At 71.9% G+C, this 20,525-nt stretch carries 19 protein-coding genes; 2 read left to right on the top strand and 17 right to left on the bottom strand.

The features are described from left to right. Positions 1–10 precede the first annotated feature (10 nt). Positions 11–820: a GNAT family N-acetyltransferase gene (locus tag ACWDZ7_RS32535; RefSeq protein ID WP_451801987.1), complete on the top strand. Its 810-nt coding sequence runs from the start codon at positions 11–13 to the stop codon at positions 818–820. Here ACWDZ7_RS32535 and ACWDZ7_RS32530 read toward each other — a convergent pair. The 4 genes from ACWDZ7_RS32530 to ACWDZ7_RS32515 all read right to left on the bottom strand — a co-directional run bounded on the left by ACWDZ7_RS32530 (position 786) and on the right by ACWDZ7_RS32515 (position 5,034). Further along, the gene (locus tag ACWDZ7_RS32530; protein WP_451801985.1) at positions 786–1,895 is read right to left on the bottom strand and encodes a hypothetical protein; all 1,110 of its coding nucleotides are present in this window, start codon (positions 1,893–1,895) and stop codon (positions 786–788) included. The genes ACWDZ7_RS32535 and ACWDZ7_RS32530 overlap by 35 nt on opposite strands. 20 nt (positions 1,896–1,915) lie before the next feature. Continuing rightward, positions 1,916–2,221, bottom strand: coding sequence for a hypothetical protein (locus ACWDZ7_RS32525; RefSeq protein ID WP_451801983.1), 306 nt, complete (start codon positions 2,219–2,221; stop codon positions 1,916–1,918). Positions 2,222–2,379: 158 nt separating this feature from the next. Continuing rightward, positions 2,380–3,873: a tryptophan 7-halogenase gene (locus ACWDZ7_RS32520; RefSeq protein ID WP_451801981.1), complete on the bottom strand. Its 1,494-nt coding sequence runs from the start codon at positions 3,871–3,873 to the stop codon at positions 2,380–2,382. Positions 3,874–3,894: 21 nt separating this feature from the next. Next, the gene (locus ACWDZ7_RS32515; RefSeq protein WP_451801979.1) at positions 3,895–5,034 is read right to left on the bottom strand and encodes a cytochrome P450; all 1,140 of its coding nucleotides are present in this window, start codon (positions 5,032–5,034) and stop codon (positions 3,895–3,897) included. Positions 5,035–5,416: 382 nt separating this feature from the next. Here ACWDZ7_RS32515 and ACWDZ7_RS32510 point away from each other — a divergent pair, with 382 nt between their 5' ends. Beyond that, positions 5,417–6,079: a phosphatase PAP2 family protein gene (locus ACWDZ7_RS32510; RefSeq protein WP_451801977.1), complete on the top strand. Its 663-nt coding sequence runs from the start codon at positions 5,417–5,419 to the stop codon at positions 6,077–6,079. A gap of 17 nt (positions 6,080–6,096) precedes the next feature. Here ACWDZ7_RS32510 and ACWDZ7_RS32505 read toward each other — a convergent pair whose 3' ends face one another. From ACWDZ7_RS32505 to ACWDZ7_RS32445, 13 genes are read right to left on the bottom strand one after another with little or no spacing between them, the layout of a single operon-like run. Further along, positions 6,097–7,422 (bottom strand): glutamate-1-semialdehyde 2,1-aminomutase, encoded by a 1,326-nt coding sequence (locus tag ACWDZ7_RS32505; protein WP_451801976.1) that lies wholly within the window; start codon positions 7,420–7,422, stop codon positions 6,097–6,099. A 7-nt stretch (positions 7,423–7,429) separates the two neighbouring features. After that, a complete protein-coding gene (gene rfbC / locus ACWDZ7_RS32500; protein ID WP_451801975.1) occupies positions 7,430–7,981 on the bottom strand; it encodes a dTDP-4-dehydrorhamnose 3,5-epimerase in 552 nt (183 codons plus the stop codon). Then, positions 7,978–9,174 carry a polysaccharide pyruvyl transferase family protein gene (locus tag ACWDZ7_RS32495; protein WP_451801973.1) on the bottom strand — a complete coding sequence of 399 codons (1,197 nt, stop codon included), beginning with the start codon at positions 9,172–9,174 and terminating at the stop codon, positions 7,978–7,980. Before ACWDZ7_RS32495 ends, rfbC begins: the two co-directional genes overlap by 4 nt. Continuing rightward, positions 9,171–10,145: a glycosyltransferase family 2 protein gene (locus ACWDZ7_RS32490; protein WP_451801971.1), complete on the bottom strand. Its 975-nt coding sequence runs from the start codon at positions 10,143–10,145 to the stop codon at positions 9,171–9,173. Before ACWDZ7_RS32490 ends, ACWDZ7_RS32495 begins: the two co-directional genes overlap by 4 nt. Next, positions 10,142–11,434: a hypothetical protein gene (locus ACWDZ7_RS32485; protein WP_451801969.1), complete on the bottom strand. Its 1,293-nt coding sequence runs from the start codon at positions 11,432–11,434 to the stop codon at positions 10,142–10,144. The genes ACWDZ7_RS32490 and ACWDZ7_RS32485 overlap by 4 nt, the downstream gene beginning before the upstream one ends. Beyond that, positions 11,431–12,714, bottom strand: coding sequence for a DUF4910 domain-containing protein (locus ACWDZ7_RS32480; protein WP_451801968.1), 1,284 nt, complete (start codon positions 12,712–12,714; stop codon positions 11,431–11,433). The genes ACWDZ7_RS32485 and ACWDZ7_RS32480 overlap by 4 nt, the downstream gene beginning before the upstream one ends. Continuing rightward, a complete protein-coding gene (locus ACWDZ7_RS32475) occupies positions 12,702–13,727 on the bottom strand; it encodes an NAD-dependent epimerase/dehydratase family protein (protein ID WP_451801967.1) in 1,026 nt (341 codons plus the stop codon). The genes ACWDZ7_RS32480 and ACWDZ7_RS32475 overlap by 13 nt, the downstream gene beginning before the upstream one ends. Before the next feature lie 3 nt (positions 13,728–13,730). Next, positions 13,731–14,396, bottom strand: coding sequence for a PIG-L deacetylase family protein (locus ACWDZ7_RS32470; RefSeq protein ID WP_451801965.1), 666 nt, complete (start codon positions 14,394–14,396; stop codon positions 13,731–13,733). Next, the gene (locus tag ACWDZ7_RS32465; protein ID WP_451518472.1) at positions 14,393–15,190 is read right to left on the bottom strand and encodes a glucose-1-phosphate cytidylyltransferase; all 798 of its coding nucleotides are present in this window, start codon (positions 15,188–15,190) and stop codon (positions 14,393–14,395) included. Before ACWDZ7_RS32465 ends, ACWDZ7_RS32470 begins: the two co-directional genes overlap by 4 nt. Before the next feature lie 28 nt (positions 15,191–15,218). Then, positions 15,219–16,472 (bottom strand): class I SAM-dependent methyltransferase, encoded by a 1,254-nt coding sequence (locus ACWDZ7_RS32460; protein WP_451801963.1) that lies wholly within the window; start codon positions 16,470–16,472, stop codon positions 15,219–15,221. Next, positions 16,469–17,689 (bottom strand): glycosyltransferase, encoded by a 1,221-nt coding sequence (locus ACWDZ7_RS32455; protein WP_451802075.1) that lies wholly within the window; start codon positions 17,687–17,689, stop codon positions 16,469–16,471. The genes ACWDZ7_RS32460 and ACWDZ7_RS32455 overlap by 4 nt, the downstream gene beginning before the upstream one ends. An 8-nt stretch (positions 17,690–17,697) precedes the next feature. Then, positions 17,698–18,996, bottom strand: coding sequence for an O-antigen ligase domain-containing protein (locus tag ACWDZ7_RS32450; RefSeq protein WP_451802074.1), 1,299 nt, complete (start codon positions 18,994–18,996; stop codon positions 17,698–17,700). A 1-nt stretch (position 18,997) separates the two neighbouring features. Then, the gene (locus tag ACWDZ7_RS32445) at positions 18,998–20,524 is read right to left on the bottom strand and encodes a right-handed parallel beta-helix repeat-containing protein (protein ID WP_451801962.1); all 1,527 of its coding nucleotides are present in this window, start codon (positions 20,522–20,524) and stop codon (positions 18,998–19,000) included. Position 20,525 lies beyond the last annotated feature (1 nt).

Here is a 20,525-nt window from a genome sequence, read left to right as displayed (position 1 = left end):
TCCGGCCCCCATGCCCCTCGTTGTGGTGCGTCACTCGGAACGACCGGAACTGTGGGACCGCATCCCTGCACAGTTCGCCGGGGTCGTACCGGAGTACAACCTTCACGGCGACATCAACGGCGACTACTGGAACCGCCTGTTCGAGGACTTCGGCGACTACCAGTTCGTTCTGTACGACGACGGGAGCGACGAGATCGTCGGCGCGGGCCGCTCCCTGCCCCGTACCTGGGACGGCACGGCAGAAGGGCTCGGACCCGGTCTCGACCACTCCATCGCGCTGGCCTTCGAGGAGCGTGACGCCGGGCGCGACCCGGACGTGCTGTGCGCCCTGGGAATCGAGGTCGCGGCGGCCCATCAGGGAAAGGGCCTGTCGAAGGTGCTCCTGGACCAGATGGCGGCGACCGCGCGCGGCGCGGCGCTCGGCACGGTGATCGTGCCGGTGCGGCCCACCTGGAAGGAGCGGTACCCCCTCATACCGATCGAGCGCTACGCCGCCTGGACCCGCGGCGACGGGTCTCCCTTCGACCCATGGATCCGTACGCAGGTCGGTGCCGGGGGCGCCGTCGCCGCTGCCTCCGCGCGCTCGTCGCGGATCACCGGGACGGTCGGCGAGTGGGAGAGCTGGACGGGGATGCCGCTCCCGGGCGACGGTGAGTACGTCTTCCCCGGTGGCCTCGCCACCCTGACCGTCGACCGCGGGCGGGATCTCGGCACTTACTGGGAGCCGGGCGTGTGGATCACCCACGACGTCACCCACGCGGCCACCCACGACGTCATCCACGACGTCAGTCGTCCAGGAGCCGTTCCCCGCACCGGATAGCGGTCCAGGCGAACTCCGCCATCAGCCGCCTCTGCGCCGGCCCGGCCTCGGGGCGGCGTTCGGCGGGCAGACCGGCGGGCCCGACGGTGCACACGGCGGCCTGCCTCAGCCTGGTGAGGGCCGCGGTGTCCGCGCCGCCCGGGGGCGCGTGCCGACGAGCGGCGTCCGCTGCCTGGCGGCCGAGGAGCAGACAGTGGGTCCACAGCTCCTCCGCGAAGAGGGCACCGAAGAGCCGGGCCACACCGGCGGTCAGATCGGACGGCATCTCTACGTCGACCACGTCCCGGACGCGCTCCTGCGTCAGCCCGGCCACGGGCAACGCGTCACGCCACCGCACGTGTTCGCGCCGGCCGTCCGCCGCGGCCTCCTGACAGGCCGGCCGCAGATAGCCCTCGCCGTACCGCATGTAAGGCAGCAGGCCCGGCTCCTCCAGGACCCACCCGCCGCGCAGCATCCCCTCGGCGCCGGCGGCGTCCATAGGGCAGGCGGCCAGTCGTATGCCTTGTGCCGCATGCCCGTTGATGCTGCTGGTACCGATGTGCTCCACCACGTTGGGGACCGCGAGGAGGCCCATCCGGCCGCGAGCGCGGAAGAAGACGGACAGCATCTCGTCGTCGTGGCGCTCCGAGCTGTCCCGGGCGAACCGGCGGAACTCCGCGGCTTCGTCCGTCGGCAGACAGATGGCCAGGGACGGAGTGAACTCCTCCGGGACGGCGCGTACCCAGGCGGCTCCGGCCAGTGCGGCGAGCCGCGACGCGGCACCGTTGCGTGCGTGCCAGTTGGTGTAGAACACCAGGGCCTCGCCGGGAAACCGGGCCACGCAGTGGGCGACGAGGTCCAGCAGTCCCGGTGGTGCGGCGACATCGTCCTGCACCACCAGATGGTGGGTCGCCCCGGAATCAGCCGCCGCCCACGCCACCAGTGCCGTCCGCAGCGCCGACGGGGTGCCGTCCGGATCCGGGTCCAGGGCCAGCCCCCCGAGCCCCAGGCGGTCGGCCAGCTCCTCCGCCTGGTCCTTGCGCACAGGGTGGGTCATGACGGCCGAGCTGATGCGTACTGCGGACACGGACACCATTGAGCTCCTGTTTTCGGATGTCACGGCCGGCCCTTGGAGCGCCAGCGGGACCTGGCGATGGCGTCCGAGTCGGTCCGGAACTGGACAGCGGCTTGATTTTCGGTGAGATCGGCGGGTGAGCGGGGTTCATGCGGCCTCTCATCGGACTGCCGGAGCGCCCGCAGGAAGAGAAACGGAGCGGCGCTCAGCCAACAGAGCCCCACGACGGCGTCGACCAGGACCCGGACCACGAAAGGGGAGTCGAAGACCCGGTGAACGGCCGTCACACCCAGAGCGGAGAGCAGCAGAGCGAGCGCGAGCAGCAAGACCGGCCGGGCTCGTCCCATATGCCACCCATCGTCACGACGCGTGCCGCCTGCATCGAGGATAGGGAGAGCCGTCGGCTCACGGAAGACGCCCGCATCCGACGGAAGACGCCCGCATCCGACGGAAGACGCCCGCATCCGACGGAAGACGCCCGCATCCGACGGAAGACGCCCCGCGTCTACTCGCCGGGCTCCGCCCAGTGGATCCCGTCAGCGGTGGCCACCAGGCCGCCCGGACGCAGCGGACCGCTCTCCGCGAAGTCGCCTCCCGCGACTCCCCGCTCGGCGAGCAAGTCGCTCTCGGCGAAGGTGTCGCCCAGCATGGGGCATTCGTCCCACGGGTCACCGTCGGGGTTCGCCTGGTAGTCGTGGGTTGTCGCGTCGAGCACGCGGGCAGCCGTCCCGAGGCGGTCGGCGAAGGCTTCGGAGTCGATGAGCACGCGGTCCTTCGACGCCACGCCTCCCACCAGGTTGACGAACGAGACCGTGGCGTCCGCCTGACCGCCGGTCACCTTGTGGGCCTGCCAGAAGTAGCCGTCCTTCTCGGCCTCCATGTTGTAGAAGGCGGCGAGGAAATCATGGAAGACGGAGTACTCGCGCCGGTAGCGGATCTCGAATTCCTCGAAGGCGCGCCGCTCGTCCATCCCGTCTCCGAGCACGCTGTTGACCGACCGGGCCGCCAGCATGGCCGAGTAGGTCGCCAGGTGGACCCCGGAGGAGAAGACGGGGTCGATGAAGCACCCGGCGTCACCGACGAGCGCCACTCCGGGCGCCCAGAACCGGGTGTTGCAGTAGGAATAGTCCTTGCGGACGCGCACCTTCCCGTACGTTCCCTCCGTGACGCGGCGGGCGTCGACCAGCATGTCCCGTACGGGTGGGCACTGGGTGACCAGCCGGGCCAGGGCCTGTTCGGGGTCCCCCTGGACCCGGGTGGCGTGTTCGCGGCGGATGACGGCGCCGACGCTGGTGAGCCGGTCGCTGAGGGGGATGTACCAGAGCCATCCGGCGTCGAAGGCGGCGCACAGGATGTTCCCCCGGTTCGGTGGCGGCAGCCGGCGGCCCCCTTCGAAGTAGCCGAACACCGCGACGTTGCGGAAGAGAGGGGAGAACACCCGCTCGCCGCCGGCCGCGGCATGGAGCCGTCCGGTGTTGCCGGAGGCGTTGACGACCCAGCGGGCACGGATGTGCCGGTCCTGGCCGTCCGGCGTCTGGTACGTAAGACCGTTGACGCGGCCGTTCTCGTCGCGGCCGAGACGGCGCACGGTGCAGCCTTCCCGAACCCGCGCTCCGACGTGGCGGGCGTGGTCGAGCAGCAGCGCGTCGAACTTGGTGCGCTCGACCTGGTAGGCGTAACCCTTCTCGGGACCGAGGCCGGGCGAGTCCGCGAAGGAGAACGTCCACGGTTCCGGTGCCCTTCCCCAACGGAACGTTCCGCCGTGCTTGCGGACGAAGCCCGCCGCGTGGAGCGCGTCTTCCACTCCGAGCAGGCGGCCGATGCCGTGCACGGTCGCCGGCAGGAGGGATTCCCCGATCTGGTAGCGCGGGAAGTGCTCGCGTTCGAGGAGCAGTACGTCGTGTCCCGCCTTGGCGATCAGTGCGGCGGCCGTGGAACCTCCGGGGCCGCCGCCGACCACGGCGACATCGAACTGTTCGCTGCGCGCGGTATTCGTCATGGAGACCTTCTCTCTGGGAGGTCACCAGGCCACCGGCAGGCTGAGCGGTGACCTGATGGGCGAGTCGTCGTCCCACGTGGGGGGCTGTCCGGTCAGGTGGAGGCCGGGGAAGTGGTCGAGCAGTGCTTCCAGAGCGACGTTCATCTGGGTGCGTGCGAGGTGCGCGGCGACGCAGTTGTGCGGGCCCCGGCCGAACGCCAGATGCGGGTTGTCGGCGCGGTCCAGGAGCAGCCGGTCCGGCTCCGCGAAGACGTGCTCGTCCCGGTTGGCCGCGGCCAGCACGGGCAGCACGGCCTCTCCGGCGCGGATGGCGCGACCGTGGAGGGTGATGTCCTCCGTGGCCTGTAGTACGACGACACCGTTCTGTACGGGGAGAAAGCGCAGCAGCTCCTCGACCGCGACGGGCAGGGCCGACCGGTCGCGCAGGAGCCGCGTGTAACGGTCCGGTTCGGCCAGGAGGGTCAGCACGGCGTTGGCCAGGAACATCGTTGTGGTGCGGTAGCCGGCGACGAGCATCGACAGGCCGAAGGCCAGGACGCTCTCCTCCTCCAACTCCCCGCTCTCCTGGGCACGGAGCAGCTGGGAGAGAATCCCGTGGCCGGGGGCGCGCCCGCGCCGAAGGCGCCCCATCAGGTCCGTCATGTAGGCACGCAGCAAGTGGGCGGCCCGGCGGCCCTCTTCGACGGTGATCAGTGCGCCGAGGGCGTCGTCCGCCAAGGGGAGGAAGAAGTCGCGGTCCTCGAAGGGGATGCCCACGAGTTCGCACATCACCAGCAGGGGGAAGGGTTCACAGAAGCCGTCCACCAGGTCGCCGGGCGGCCCCGGGGCGGCGAGGTCCGCCAGCAACCGGTCGGCGGTGGCGCGTACGGCAGGCCGCGTCCGCCGCACGGAGCGGACGCTGAGCGAAGTGGCCAGGGCTTGCCGCAAGGCCGTGTGCCGCGGTCCTTCCAGCTCCATCATGGTGACGAGGCCGGGAGCGCCTGTCGTGTCCGCGGTCGCGGGCCAGTCCTCGATGGTCGGCCGGATGAACCGGCTGTCCGCCAGCAGGTCGCGCACGTCCTCGTAACAAGTCACGTACCACGCCGGGGCGCCGAAGGGCGTCATGACCTTGGCGACGGGGCATCCCTGGCGCAGAAGCCGGTACTCCGTGGGCGGGCCCATGCTGCCTGGCGGAGGAGACGGAAAGGGCCGAACGGCTTCCTCGGGGTCCGGACAAGGCTCGGGGTCCGGACAAGGCAGGTCAGATGGGCACGGCATCCTTCCACGCTCCTCGGCGACACACGTGGTGATGGCTTCCTGCATACCCCTGGCGCCGCACACCGATCTGATGCCGCGCGCAAACCACCGATGCTGACGAACCGGGTGCGCGGCGGCCGCGCGGGGGCCGCGCGGGGGTGCGACCGCGCATCCGTGGGGTGCCCCCGCCGCATCCCGTTTCCTGGCGTCCCCGAAGCCAACTACCCTGAGGCAGCCCCTACGTTGGGGCAGCTACGGGGAGGTGCATCGCATCAGCTACCGCAGGCCGGCCGAGTGCGGTGGGCGTGTGACCGGCAGGCCGGCGCCCGCGGTGCTGCCCCCACCGCTACGCGCGTGGCTCGGGCCGGTCGCGGCCCTCGCCACGCTGATGGTCGTCGCGCTCGGGGTCCTGTACGCCGGTCACAGCGAGCCCGGCAGGGCGGACAGGTGGATCATCCGGCCGACGGCGGACAGCGTGCGGCCGCCGTGGCGGAACGCCGCTCTGGCCACGGACTTCCTGGCGGAGCCCGCGGGAGCGGCGATGCTGGTCCTGGCCGCCGTGACGTACTGCCTGCTGCTTCGGCATCCTCGCGCGGTGGTGCTCGTCGTTGCCGGGACCGGCCTGACCGTGGGGACGACGACGCTGCTCAAGTCCCTGGTGGGACGGACCATCCACGGCGACGGCAACCTGTCCTATCCGAGCGGGCACACTGCTTTCCTCACCGCGCTCGCCCTCGTCGTGGCGCTGCTCGCGACCGGCCGGCTCGGCCTCGGCAGGACGGCCGGCGCGTTACTCGTGCTCGCCGCGGCGCTGGTCGCCGGCGCCGCCATGGGCTGGGCGCAGGTCGCGCTGGGCGCGCACTACCCGACCGACGTCCTCGGCGGCTGGTGCACCGCGCTGGCGGTGGTTCCGGCGACGGCGTGGCTGGTCGACCGGATGGCACGGGCCCGTCTGCCGCAGGACCGCTGACACCAAGTCGACTCACGTCACGCCAGGCGGCGGAACGCGGGCTTCACCGGTCGCCCGGCCAGCCAGGGGGTGGGGTCGCCGGCGTCCAGCGCCTTCCGGTACACCGCACATGCCTGGGCCACCACGTCGACGGTGCGGTCGATGTCGGCGTCGTCGAGCGCGCTGCTCACCACGAACGACGGAGCCAGTACCCCGCCCGCGAGGAGCCGCCGCAGGAACAGGGTGCGGTACCGCTGCGACGGCTGCCGGTTCTCGTCGAGGGTGGCGAAGACCAGATTGCTGGCCCGGCCCCGGACGACGATGTGGTCGCCGACGCCCATGCTCGCCGCGGCGGAGCGGACACCGGCGGCCAACCGCTCGCCGAGGGCGTGCAGCCGCGCGGTGACGCCCTCCTCGACGTAGGTGGTCTGCACGGCCATCGCGGCCGCCAGCGAGTGCGTTTCCGCGCCGTGCGTGGTGGACAGCAGGAACACCCGGTCGCCGGAGTGGCGCAGCCCGCCCCGCTCCATCAGCTCGCGGCGCCCGGCCAGCGCGGAGACGGCGAACCCGTTGCCCAGCGCCTTGCCGAACGTGGAGAGGTCGGGGACGACGCCGTACAGACCCTGGGCACCCGCCTCCGACCAGCGGAGGCCGGTGATCATCTCATCGAAGACCAGTACGCAGCCGTGCCGGTCGGCCAGCTCGCGCAGGCCCATGAGATATCCGGGCGGGGGCTCGGTGTGGGCGGCGGGTTCGAGGATCAGGCAGGCGATCTCGTCCTGGTACCGGGTGAGCAGCTCCTCCGTGGCGGCCAGATCCCCGTAAGGGAACGACACCGTGAGTTCGGTGGTCGCCGCCGGGATACCGGCGGACATCGGCGTGGTGCCGATGAACCAGTCGTCGACGGAGAAGAACGGATGGTCGCCGCAGACCGCCACCCGCGGACGCCCGGTGACGGCGCGGGCCAGGCGCACCGCGGCGGTGGTGACGTCGGAGCCGTTCTTCGCGAACTTCACCATCTCGGCGGTCGGCACGGTGGCGAGGAAGCGTTCCGCGGCCTCGACCTCCACGATGGACGGCCGGACGAAGTTGGAGCCGCGGTCGAGTTCCCGCCGTACCGCCTCCAGCACGCGTGGGTGGGCGTGGCCGAGGCTGACCGACCGCAGACCGGAGCCGTACTCGATGTAGCGGTTGCCGTCGATGTCCCACACGTGGGCGCCGCGGCCGTGGCTGATGACCGGGGCCAGGTTCTCGGGGTACTGGTCGTCGCCCTTGGCGTAGGTGTGCGCGCCCCCGGGGACCATGGCGTGCAGCCGCTCGTTGGCCAGCCGCGACCGGGGCAGGAGGAACTCCTCAGTTTCCACGCCGACTTCAGCTCTCTCTCTGCTTCAGGACTTCGGCGAGGCCGGGCGCCTCCCGGTCCCGCTGGGACATCGATGTGACCGGCAGCGGCCAGGGAATGGCCAGCTCCGGGTCGTCGAAGGCGATCGTCACGTCCTCGGCCGGATCGTGCGGGCGGTCGATCCGGTACGAGATGTCGGCGGTCTCGGTCAGCGCCTGGAAGCCGTGCGCGCACCCCGCCGGGATGTACAGGGTCGTCTGTGTCTCGCCGGACAGCTCGAAGAAGGCGCGGTCGCGGTACGTCGGTGAGTCCGTCCGCAGGTCCACGACGACGTCGAAGATCTCCCCGTACGCGCACCGCACCAGCTTGGCCTCGCCGGCCCCGGAGCGCAGGTGCAGGCCGCGCAGCACGCCCCGGACCGAGCGGGACAGGCTGTCCTGGACGAAGGAGCCCGGGTCGAGGCCCACCGAGCGGACCACGTCGGCGTCGAAGGTGCGGCAGAAGAAGCCGCGTTCGTCGGCGTACGGCGTCGGCTCGAACAGGTATGCCCCGGCGATCGCCGGGACTTCGGTCGCTTTCATCGGCTCTCCTGCGGGGCGGTCGACGGGAACAGGGCCGTGGTCAACGCGGCGAACTGGCGGGCGAGTTGCCGGGCGGCGGCCTCGTTGCGTTCGGTGAGGGTCCGGCGCAGCTCCGCCGCGTGTTTCTCCAGGGCCCGGAACTGTTCGAGCAGCCGGTCGGCGTCGACCTCGCGGGCCGGATGGCAGTACGCGCCGAGGCCCATGCGGTCCATGAGCGCGTCGCTCTTCGCCGCATAGCTGACGGCGAGCGTCGGGGTGCCGGTCTTCAGCGCGCAGACCAGATTGTGGTAACGGGTCGCGACGACGGTGTCGGCGGCCGACGTCTCCTTCAACAGGTCCGCGAGCGAGCCCACTTCGGCGGCGGTGACCAGTGGCGAGTCCACCGCGGCGAGGATGGCCTCGGCCACCGGTGCGTCGCACGCGTCGCCGGTGAGCAGCCGGACCGTCCTGCCGTCCTCGACCAGGGCGCGCACGAAGGCGGTCGTCCCGGCCAGGTAGCGGCGGTGGATCTCCTCGGCCCGGGCGCGGTCGTCGTTGCCGCCGTGGAAGTCCATGACACCGACGCAGACCGTGCCCGGGGACGCGGCGGCAGCAGGTGCGGGCAGGGCGAACGCGAGGTCCGGGTAGACCTCGTCGCGGGCGGTGTCCACGCCCATCGCCCGTATCGCGTCGCGGGACAGGTCGTCCCGGTACGACCGGTACGTGGCGAGCCGCGCCGACCAGCGCACCAGGGCCCGGGTGGGCCGGTCGCCGATCGCGGCGGCGCCGACACCGACCAGCGCGACCCGGGTGCCGAACAGCCGGCCGCTCGCGCAGAGCAGGAACAGCGAGTACGGGAAGCCCCACGGCCGCAACGGCAGCGTGGCCTCCAGGACGCCCATGCCCGGCACGATCACCACGTCGTGCCGGCGCACCCAGGCAGCGGTGCGGAAGGCGTCGACGAGTTTGCCAAGGCCCTTGCCCGCGATCGCGCCGGCCCGTGACGCGGTCCGGTACTCCCCGCGGTACCAGTGCAGCCGCGTCGCGGGGATCCGGTACCGTGCCGCGACGGCCTCGGGTCCGCCGCACAGCGCGTCCACGACCGCCTCCGGGTGCTCGGCGCGGAGGTAGCCGAGCACGGCCTCGAGCGACCCGTCGTTGCCGAGGTTGCCGGAGCCGAGCAGGCCGAACACCCCGACGCGGACAGCGGTCACGCCTGCCCCCCTTCACGGCCTCCACGGCCTTCACGGCTTCCACGCCCGGCCACGAGGGCGTCGACGGAGACCGTGAGCTGGGCCGGGTCGGCCGGGGCGCGGTCCTCGACCCGCTCACCGGCGCCGGGCCGGACCCGGCTGGTCATCCACGCGGCCAGATGGCGGTAGCACGCGCGCCGGTCGGCCGTGGACAGCGGCGCCCGCCGGATCGCCGCGACGAAGCCCCAGACGTACTCGGCGAGCAGCCGGGGCGTCGGGTGCAGCGGGCCTGCCCGGCGCGGGTCCAGGTTGACGCACCGGGAGCGCTTGCCCGGGTTCGCGCGCTCGGCGCGGGTGGGGTGGTCGCGGCGGAAGTACAGCAGCTCCGGCACCTGGTGGAAGGGCCCGTGCAGGACGATCTCGGCGACGAACGTGCGGTCCGCGTGGTGGTAGCTGTCGTGCGGCCTCACCCGGCGCAGCACGTCGGCCCGCATCACCCCGTAGAAGTCGTCGCCACCGGGCTCGAACAGCAGACTGCGGAAGCGCTCCGGCGCGTGCGGCGAGTCGGTGGCGAGCCCGTACTCGTACGGGACCTTCACCTGGCCTTCGCCGTCGATGACCGCCTGCCCGGAGTGCGCGAGGACCACGTCCGGCCGCTCGTCAAGGGCCGATACGCAGCGCCGCAGCAGGTCCCGGGCGTACAGGTCGTCGTGCGAGGCCCACTTGAACAGCTCGCCGCGGCACTCGGTGAACACGTAGTTGTGGTTCGGCGCGGCGCCGATGTTCCGGGGCAGCCGGATGTACCGGATACGTGAGTCCCGGGCGGCGTACCGGCGGCAGATGTCCTGGGTCCCGTCGGCCGAGGCGTTGTCGGAGACGACCAGCTCGAAGTCCTCGTAGGTCTGGCCGAGCAGGGCGTCGAGCGCCTCGGCGAGGTACTCCTCGCCGTTGTAGACGGGCAGGCCGATGCTCAGCCTGGGTTGCGCGGTCATGAGGTCCTCACTTCGGGGATGGAGTTGCGGTGGCGCTCGCGCAGGGCGGACCGCAGCTGCAGCCACCACACGGCCGAGCCGCCGACGGTCGCGGCGGCGACGCCCCAGGCCGAACCGACCGTGCCGGCCGCGGCCGCTCCGCCGAGCCCGCCGCCGACATAGCAGGCGGAGGCGTACAGCTGGCTGCGCAGGCTGCGCCGGGCCGCGCCGAGCGCGCGAAGCCCGGCCGCCGCGCCGGTGCCGAGCCCGGCGCCCGCGACGCCGAGCGCGGCCGGCACGATGAGGTCCGAGGCGGCGCTCCAGACGCCGCCGAGCACGAACTCGCCGAGCCGGTCCGGCACAAGGAGCAGCGCCCCGCCCCAGAGCAGCGCGGCGACGGCCTGCGCGCCGCCGAGGAGCAGACAGAACGTGCCGAGCCGGTGCGGTGCCCGCCGCACCACCCGTGCCGCCTCCGCGACGGTGACCAGCGACAGACCCATCAGCACGGCGAGGAACGGGCCGAGCAGGAGTTCGGCGCCCCGGATGACACCCACCGCGCTGACCCCGACGATCGCGCCGAGCCCGTACGCCCGCAGCTGGCTCGCGCCGCTGACGCAGGTGTTCTCGACCAGGTACCGGTAGCCGAGGTCGTGGTGCTCGCGAATCCACTCGCGCGCGCCGGTCAGCCGGGGCCGGATGCCGGACTGGAGGCAGCCGTACACGGCGGCCACCGCGGCGGACGCGCCCCAGGCGAGCACGTACGCGGCCACACTGCCCACGCGGGCCGCCACCACCATGGCCGGGACGAGCGCGACGCCCCACACGAGGTCGTTGACGAACGCTTTGCGCCCGGCCCCGGCGGCGAAGAACGCGTACCGCCAGGCGTCCTGCAGCAGCAGCCCCGGCAGCATGACGCCGAGGCCGGCGAACGCGGTCCCCACACGGCCGCCGAGGGCGAGGCCGACCACGAGGCTCACCGCGCCGATGGCGGCACCGACACCGAGCGCGGTACCCGACGACCGGGCCACCGCCCCGCGCCAGGACGCGTCCGGCACGCCGCTGAAGCGCACCACGAGCGGGTCGGTGGCGAGGCCGCGGGAGACGCTGAGCACCACGCCGTAGGTCACCCAGGCCAGGCTGAACACGCCGAAAGCGGCGAGCCCCAGCGAGCGTGCCACGTAGATCCCCACCACGAAGTTGGACATGCTGGAGGCCGCCTGGTCGGCGAGGCCCCAGGACAGCCGGCCGACGACGGCCCGCCTGGCGGTGGGCCGGGCCGTCTTCTCCCCTCCGGTGGTCATCGGCGTCATGCCTTGAGCAGCCCGGCACCGTGCAGGGCGCCGGCCGCGGCGGCGACGGTGTCGAACGGCAGCCCGGACCGCTCGGCGACGTCCAGCAGACCGTGCTCGCCGTCGGAGAGGTTGAGCACCCACAGCATGGCCATCTGCGCCTGCTTCGCGTCGCTGCGGCCGCCGAGCGAGTCGTACAGCCCGCGTCGGCCCAGCTGTGGTTCGCCGTAGGGGCTGAGGTTGAGGTACCGCCGGTCGCGGTCGAGGACGGCGAACGCCTCGCGGCAGACGGCGAGCGTGTCCGCCATCGCCTCCGGGGAGACGAAGTCCGGGTTGTCCGCCGAGGTGTGGTACTCGGGGTAACCGGCGTACGGGGTCCGGCTGAGCGAGCCCACGCCGAGATCGAACCCGGGTGAGCAGAACTGCCGCTCGTCGTAGCCGTAAGGAGTGAACTCGGTTACCTGGTGCGGGCGTTCGGAGGCGGTGAGCACGTGCCGCATCACCCGGTCGATCTCCGCGTCGCCGCGCCTGCTCTGCTTGTACGTCAGTTGGCCCCGGTCGCCCGCGCAGGCCAGCACGAGCCCGTGCTTGACCCGCTCGATCCGCTCCTTGTTGCGGGCCAGCCAGGTGATCGCCCCGATGGTGCCGGGCGCGAAGAGGAACCGGTAGGTGTAGTACGGCGTCTGCTCCGCCAGCGCCCGGGCCAGGAACGTCGCCACCGCGATGCCGGCCAGGTTGTCGTTGGCCAGCGACGGGTGGCAGACGTGACAGGAGACGATCACCTCGTCGGGGACCTGCCCGGGGACGACGTGCTCGGCGTAGGTGAGGTGGCCATCGGTGAGGGTCGAGTCGACGCACACCTCGTACTCGCCGTCCGGCAGCGCGTCCAAGGTCTCCTGGGCGAGACAGAACCCCCATTGTGGCTGGTAGTAGCTGGTGCGGTACGGCACCCACGTCGGGTGGTCGGGGAGGGTGTGCAGATGCGCGCGCAGTTCGGCCAGCGGCATGGTCGTCGACACCGGCACGCTGTAGCCGAGCACATGCAGGCTCGACGCGGCGAAGTCGACGACCCGCTTGCCGGTGGCATCGGCGATGTACGCGTCCCGGATGTTCCACTCCTGAGGCACCGTCCAGTCGAGCACCTGCGTCCCGGTCGGCACCTCGTGCGTCCGCAGCGGAACGTACTCGTCGACGATCTCCAGGGTGGCGCGCACACCGTCGCCTGTGATGCTCCGGCACAGCGGGTACAGCCGCTCCACCAGCGCGTGCATCTCCTCGCCGGCCGCGCTCACCGGCGCCACCGCAGGGTGTCGTCGACGGCACCGGCGTCGGACGCCGCGCGCAGCACGGCGAGGCGGGTGAAGCGCCGCTCGAAGTCCTCCCGGGTCAGCCCGAACTCGCGGTAGGCGTCGGCGAGTTCGAGCGCGCCCCGCTTCACCGTCCACTCGCAGTCGAAGCCGGGGATCGCGGCGCGGAACCGGGAGAAGTCCACCCGGTAGGACCGCGGATCGGCGCCGTTCTCGCCGGTGATCCGCACCTTCGCGCCGGACACCGCCTCGGCGACCTGCCCGGCGATCTCGGCGACCGTGACGTTGTTGACCTCGCTGCCGATGTTGAACGCCCGGTCGTGCACCGCCTCCCGCGGCGCGGTCAGCGCGGCCGCGAAGGCCCGTGCGATGTCGGCGGCGTGCACCAGCGGGCGCCAGGGCGTGCCGTCGGAGAGTACGAGCACCTCGCCGGACAGGAGCGCGTGGCCCACCAGGTTGTTCAGCACGATGTCGGCGCGCAGCCGGGGCGAGTGGCCGAAGGCGGTGGCGTTGCGCATGAACACCGGGCTGAAGTCGCCGTCGGCCAGCGCGTGCAGGTCGTCCTCCACCCGCACCTTGGACTCCGCGTACGGCGTCACCGGCCGCAGCGGGGCGTCCTCCCCCACCAGTCCTTCGCCGCCGGCGGCGCCGTAGACCGAGCAGGTCGACGCGTACAGGAAGCGCCGCACTCCCGCGTCGCGGGCCAGCCGGGCAAGGCGTACGGACGCGTGGTGGTTGATGTCGTAGGTGAGGTCCGGTGCCAGCGACCCCAGCGGGTCGTTGGAGAGCGCGGCCAGGTGGATCACGGCGTCCACCCCGGCCACGTGTTCGGCCGTGACGTCGCGCAGGTCCACCCGGTGCCCCGGTGGATCCGCGGGCGGCGGGCCGAGCACGCAGTCGGCGAACAGGCCGGAGTCGAGACCGACGACCTCGTGCCCGGCGGAGCTGAGAACCGGAGCCATCACGGTGCCCAGATAGCCCTGGTGTCCGGTGAGCAGTACGCGCAAGGTTCATTCCCCCAGATCGAAAGTGCCCAGATCGAGCGTGAGTTTGGTGACGGCGAACGCCTCGGCGTAGCGCGCGTGGCATTCGATGCCGCGGATCCGTGCGAGGCCGAGGAAGGCCTCCCGGTCGTACCAGGGCCGGTGCCGCTGCGAGGGGTAGTGCTCCTGCAGCAGCCGCACCTTCCGTTCGGCGGTCTCCGGCGACAGCGGCTGGTACGCCGCCGGACGGCCGAGATCGCCGTCCCACTTGACGATCTCGTAGCCGAGTACGAGGTGGTCGCGGAACGCGGTGGTCAGCAGTTTCGCCAGGCCGCGGTGGTCCTGGTGGGCGTCATCGGTGCGCGGGGCGAGGACCAGATCCGGCTCGGTCCGCTCGCGCAGCTCCTCGACCGCGGCCTTGGCCTCGTCCCACTGTGCCGGCAGCCGGCCGTCCGCCAGCTTGAGCACGGTGAGCCGCAGGTCGGCGCCCGGGCAGAAGGCGGCGAGCGCGGCCTGCTCCTCCTGCTCCCGTTCACTGCCACCACCGGAGAGCACCAGCGCGTCGACGCGGATGCCCGGGTGCGCGAGGCACATCGTCAGCAGCGTGCCGCCCGCGCCGATGGCGATGTCGTCGCAGTGCGCGCCCACCGCGACGAGCCGGCCCAGGCGCCGCCCGGCCCCGAGCCGGATCACGCGGTCCCCACCCCCGCGCCGTCCCGCTCCCACACGGCCCACGGGCGGTCGCCCCGGGTGTAGGCGTCGTCGAGCGCGGCCCGCTCCTTCACGGTGTCGGTCGGCTTCCAGAAGCCGCGGTGCTGGTACGCCGCCAACCGGCCGCGCTTGGCCAGCTGGGCGCATCCGTCGGCGACCAGGTCCCCGTTCTCCGGGATGTGGTCGAAGACCTCCTGACGGAGCACGAAGTAGCCGCCGTTCTCCCACAGCGGCAGTTCGCTCACCGCGGTGATGCCTCCCACCAGGCCGTCCTCGCCCAACTCCACGCAGTGGAACGACGATTGCGGCGGCACCACCATCATCGACGCACCGGCGTCGCGCCGGGCGAACCGGTCGATCATCTCCGGCAGCGGGGCGTCGGTGAGCACGTCGGCGTAGTTGGCGAGGAACATCTCGTCGCCGTCCAGGTGGTGTCGCACCCGGCGAAGGCGTTCCCCGATCGGTGACTCGATGCCGGTCTGCACGAACGTGATCGTCCAGGAGGCGATGTCGGTGGAGAGCAGCTCGGTCTGCCCGCCCCGCAGCACGAAGTCGTTGGACGTCGTCTCCTCGTAGTTGAGGAAGAAGTCCTTGATGTGGTGGGCCCCGTACCCGAGGCACAGGATGAACTCGGTGTGCCCGAAGTGCGCGTAGTAGCGCATGACGTGCCAGATCAGCGGCCGCGGGCCGACCATCGCCATCGGCTTGGGTATGTCGTCGGACGCTCCGGCGCGCATGCGCAGTCCATAACCGCCGCAGAACAGTACGACCTTCATGCCGCGACCTCTTTCATGACGGCCTCTTTCATGACGTGGCCTCGACAATGCTCAGTTCCGGGATGGGAAAGACCAGGCGGCCGCCCCAGGCGTGCACGAAGGACAGCTGCTCGACCAGCTCGGCCCGCAGGTTCCAGGGCAGGACGAGCACGTAGTCCGGCCGGTCGGCGGCTATCCGCTCGGGCGACAGGATCGGGATGCGGGTGCCCGGGGTGAACCTGCCGTGCTTGTAGGGGTTGCGGTCGACCGTGTACGGGAGCAGGTCGGGCCGGATGCCGCAGTGGTTGAGCAGCGTGTTGCCCTTGCCCGGCGCGCCGTAGCCGACGACCGTCTCGCCGCGCTCGGCCGCCTCGACGAGGAACCGCAGGAGGTCCCGGCGCACCTTGGCCACCCGGGCGGAGAACTCGGTGTACCCGGACAGCTCCTGGAGCCCGGCGGCCTTCTCCTGGTCCAGTACGTCCGCCACCCGCCGGGACGGCTCGCCGGCCACCTCGGCAGGCCGCGCCCACAGCCGGATGGAACCGCCGTGCGTGGGCAGCAACTCGACGTCCACGAGCGCGAGTCCGCCGCTCGCCAGGGCTCGGGCCGCCGACGCGACCGTGTAGTACTGGAAGTGCTCGTGGTAGATCGTGTCGTACTGGTTCTCCTCGATCAGGGTCAGCAGGTGCTGCACCTCGATGGAGACCCAGCCGTCGTCGGCGACCAGGGCGCGCAGCCCCTCGGTGAACCCGACCACGTCGGGGATGTGCGCGTACACGTTGTTGGCCACGACCAGGTCCGCCGGGCCGTGCTCGGCGCGGACGGCGGCGCCGGTGTCCGGGCTCAGGAACTCGGTGAGCGTGGGCACGCCCGCGTCGCGCGCCACGGTGCCGACGTTCACCGACGGCTCGATGCCGAGGCAGCGGATGCCCCGGTCCACCACGTGCTTCAGCAAGTACCCGTCGTTGCTCGCGACTTCGACCACGAAGGCCTCGGAGCTGTCGGAGCCATCGGAGCCGAGACCCACCCGCTGTACGGCGTCGGCGACGAACGTGCGCGCGTGCTCCACCCAGGAGGTCGAGTACGAGGAGAAGTACGCGTACTCCTTGAACGTCTCCTCCGGCGTGATCAGCGGAGGGATCTGCGCGAGCCAGCAGTCGGTGCACACCCGCAGGTGCAGCGGGTACGCCGGCTCCGGTTGGTCCAGTTGGTCCGCGGCGAGAAAGCTCTCACACGGTGGCGTCGCCCCGAGATCGACGACGCTCGCCATCGCCTCCGAGCCGCAGAGTCGGCAGCGTGTCATGTATTGCCCCCCATAGTGCCCCCCATTGATTCCGTCCGACCCGCGATCGCGGTGCGGTACCCCTCCACCAGGCGCTCCAGACCGACGGCCGGGCTGAAATCCCGCTCGTAACGGCGCCGGGCCGCCTGGCCCATCTCCTGGTTGCGGGCGGGCTCGGCCGTGATCCGGCGCAGGCAGGACGCGAGCGAGGCGGGCTCACCCGGCCGGTGAAGCAGCCCGGCCACCCCGTCCTCGACGAGTTCGACGAAGGCGCCGTGACCCGCGGCGACGGCCGGGACCCCCGCCGCCATCGCCTCCACGACCACCAGGCCGAACGCCTCGAGCCACGTCGAGGGAGCCACCACGGCGACCGACCGCGCGATGGCCCGCCGGCACTGCGCCGCGTCGTACAGGCCGACATGGCGCACGTCGCCCCGGCCCGCCGCCCAGGCCGTCACCTCCCGCTCCAGCGGCCCCGCGCCGGCGATCACGAGCGGCACGCCCACACCGCCGCCCGCGGCGATCTCGTCCCACGCGGCCATGAGCAGCCGTACGCCCTTGGCCTCCGCGAGGCGGCCGAGATAGAGCAGATGCTCGCCGGCGCCCGAGCGGCGGACGTCCGGGTCCGGCACGAAGTTGTGCTTCACCGCGAGGCGTTCGGCCGGCATGCCGGACCGCACCAGGACGTCGCGCTGCGCCGCGGAGATGCAGAAGAACCGCTCCACGCCGGACCACCACCGCCGCCGGTTGACGAGGAGACCGACCGCCAGCGGCACCGTCGCGAGCCGGGAGTTCCGGTAGCAGCCGTGCCGGACGGCGGGCAGCGGCGTCGACCCGACGCACTCGGTGCACGGCCGACCGTCCCGCTGCAGTGTGCCGGGCGGGCAGACCTGGGTGTAGTTGTGCAGTGTGGCGACGGCGGGCACGCCGGCGTCGGCACAGGCGGCGAGGACCGCGGGAGACAGGAGCGGGAAGACGTTGTGGACGTGCACCACGTCCGGCCGCTCGGCGCGGAGCCGGGCGGCCAGCTCCGTGCGGACCGCCGGGTTCCACGGCACGAGCAGCGGCACCGCGGCCTTGGCGAGGAGGGACCGGGCGGCGATGTCGTCGCTGCGCCGCTCGAACACCTCGACCCGGTGGCCCGCCGCGCGCAGCAGCCCCACCTCTTGGTCGACGACGTTGTTCTCCCCGCTCGGCTGCGCCGAGGAGTAGCGGTTGTGCACCACGAGGACGTGCATGTTTGAGGTCACTTCCGATCCCTGGCCCATCGCGGGACATGTCGTTGGGGCGCTTCGGGCGCCGCGAGGGGCGTGGCCGCGGCGGGTGCCGCGAGGAGCGAGGCGGCCAGGGCCAGATGCAGCAGATACGGCGAGGCGTCGCCGAGACCGGCCTCGGTGTACGACGCGATCACGCAGTAGCTGATCAGGAAGATCGCGCAGGCCCTCGCCAGTGACGGCGGCCGCAGCAGCGCGACACCGGCGAGGACGGTGATGATGGCCGCCACGAGGGTGACGCCGGTCCAGCCCTGCTCGTGGTAGACGGCCAGCCAGCTGTTGTCGATCGGCAGCCCACCGAACGACTTGTCGCCCAGGCCCATGCCGAACAGCTTCTCCCCGGTCGTCCGGGGCGCCGCGAGCAGGGCGTCCCAGACCTTGGCCCGGCCGGTGAGGCTGGTGAGGTGCTCCTGGCTCTGTCCGCGCAGGAACCACGCCCGTAGCGCGGGGGCGAAACCCACCGCGGCCACCGCGGCGCACAGCACCGCCCAGGTGAAGAACCGGCGGGCGGCGGCACTGGTCAGGACGAGCGAGCCGATCGCCAGCGCCGACCCGATGAGCAGACCGAGCGTGGCCGTCCGGGTATGGGTCAGCGCGAGCAGGACGAGTGAGGGCACGATGACGACCGCGGCACTGGTCCTGTCGGTCCGGCGGCCCAGTACCAGCAGCACGGTGAGCCCGATGATCACCGCGGCGTACTGTCCGATCTGCGGCGGGGTGAGCGGCCACAGCGCGCCGACCAGGCGTCCGCCGTACAGCTCGGGCATGGCAGCGCCCGGTGAGATGACCGCGCCCGCGGCGACCGACCCGAGCACCGCGAAGTACATCCGGATGTGGTGCCGCACGAAGCCGAGGCCGCCGTCCCACCAGCGGCTGAGCAGCCACAGCGTGCCGACGAAGAGAGCCAGCCGAGCACAGCGGAACAACGCGCCGAACCCCGACTCCAGTTGCACGCTGGAGATGATGCTCGGCACAAGGAGCAGGGTGAGCAGGAGCACGAAGGCGCTGGCCCGGATGCGCAGCCGGAGATTGACCGCGAGCGCCAGCGTGAACGCGGCGACCAGCGCGCCCATGGTGACCAGCTGGATGAGGGAGCGCGGCAGCGGGATGATGGTCTTCGCCCCGGCGGAGCCGAGCGTGTTGAGGATCAGCAGCCCCCAGACGACCCCGACGACCTTCGGTGTGCCGGCCGGGCGCGGTCCGGCGCCGGACCGCGTCCCCTCCGTGACCGCTCCGCCCGGCAGCCCACCGCGCCGCAGCTCCCCGCCCATCTCAACCACCGGCCCGTGGGTCGAAGGTGCTGCCCGCGTCCTGCTCGTACGGCATGCCCTGCCACTGCCCGGAGTCGAGCACCCGGCTCGGGTCGTGGGCGACGAACTTCCACGGTCCGACGTAGACGTTGTCGTGCCAGCGGTTGTGCTGCTTGTGGGTGATCGCCTCGGCCACCCGCTCGCCCTTGTACGGCGACCAGTCCGGATAGGTGCCGTAGTTGGCGAGGACCGCCATGCGGTCGCACTTCACCGAGCACTTGACGACGGACTTGTCCAGGACGAAGCGGTTGCCGTGGATGTCCACCCGCTGGGTCTTCCACCGGCAGTCGGCGTGGAGCGGCGCGGTGGCGATCGCCGGCCGCGCGCAGCGGTCGGTGTCCCGCACCAGCAACGTGCAGTCACCGGACGAGGTGTTGGCCGGGCTGTTGCAGAACCGGTCGGCGTTCTCCCACAGGGTGATCCCGGACCAGTTGTTCTCCAGCACGTTCCGGTAGACCTCGATCTTGTCCGTGCGGGCCCGGACCCGTGGTTCGCCGCCGGACTCGGACAGGTAGACGGTCGCGAACGGGAAGCTGTCGCCGCGGTCGGCGTACCTGCGGCCCTCGACCCAGTTGTTCCGCCGGATCGTGTTCTTCCGGATGACCGCGTTGTAGCTGGTCTCGTAGATCAGCGCGGCACCGTCGTTGGCTTCGAGGACGTTGTCCTCGATGCGGAAGTCGTTGTTGTTGGTGTCCGCCCACAACCCGGTTCCGCGGTTGTCGTGCACCCAGTTGCCGCGTACGTCGGCGCCGTCGACGGCCCAGAACTTGACGCCCCCGGTGCAGCCGCAGCCCTTCCGCCGCCGCTCCCAGTCGTCGGTGTTGTTGCCCACGATCTCGTTGCCCTCGACCACCAGGCCGCGGATACGGCCCTTGGCCTTGTACGCGTTCATGCCGTACTGGCCGTTGCCGCGCAGGCAGCTGGCGCGGACCCGCTGGCGGGCACCGGCCATCAGCCCGGCACCGGAGTTGTGCTGGATCTTCGCGTGCTCGATCACCCACCCGTCGGCCGAGTCATGGTTGACCACGCCCTCGTCCGGCGGTGCCACGAAGCGCTGCACGGTCAGATGGCGGACGGTGACGTCGCGGGCACCGCCACCGAACGCGTACTGGTTGGTCTTCCGGCCGTCGAGCACCGCGCCCGGCGCGCCGAGGTAGCGGTTCCCCTTCTTGGGGATGACCTGGGCGTAGCGGTCCGGTGTGAGCCTGTGCTTGCCCGGCCGGAGCCAGAACGTGGTGTTCGCGGGGCTCTTCTTGGTCTTCGCGGCCAGGTCGCCTACCACCGCGGGGTCGACCGTCACCGCGCCCTTCGGTGCCTTCGCGGGACCGGCCGCGGGCTTGGCGCACACGCGGGCCACGGAACGGGCCGCGGACGTGGACGGCGCGACGGTCGGTTCCGCCGCCGGGGTGCCCGGCGTGCTGACACAGCCGGTCGTCAGCAGGACCGGCACCGCCACCGGCACCGCCCAGTTCCGCCACTTGATCCCCACG

The sequence above is a fragment of the Streptomyces sp. NPDC003032 genome, from assembly GCF_053591415.1.
This window is presented reverse-complemented; position numbering and strand designations above follow the sequence as displayed.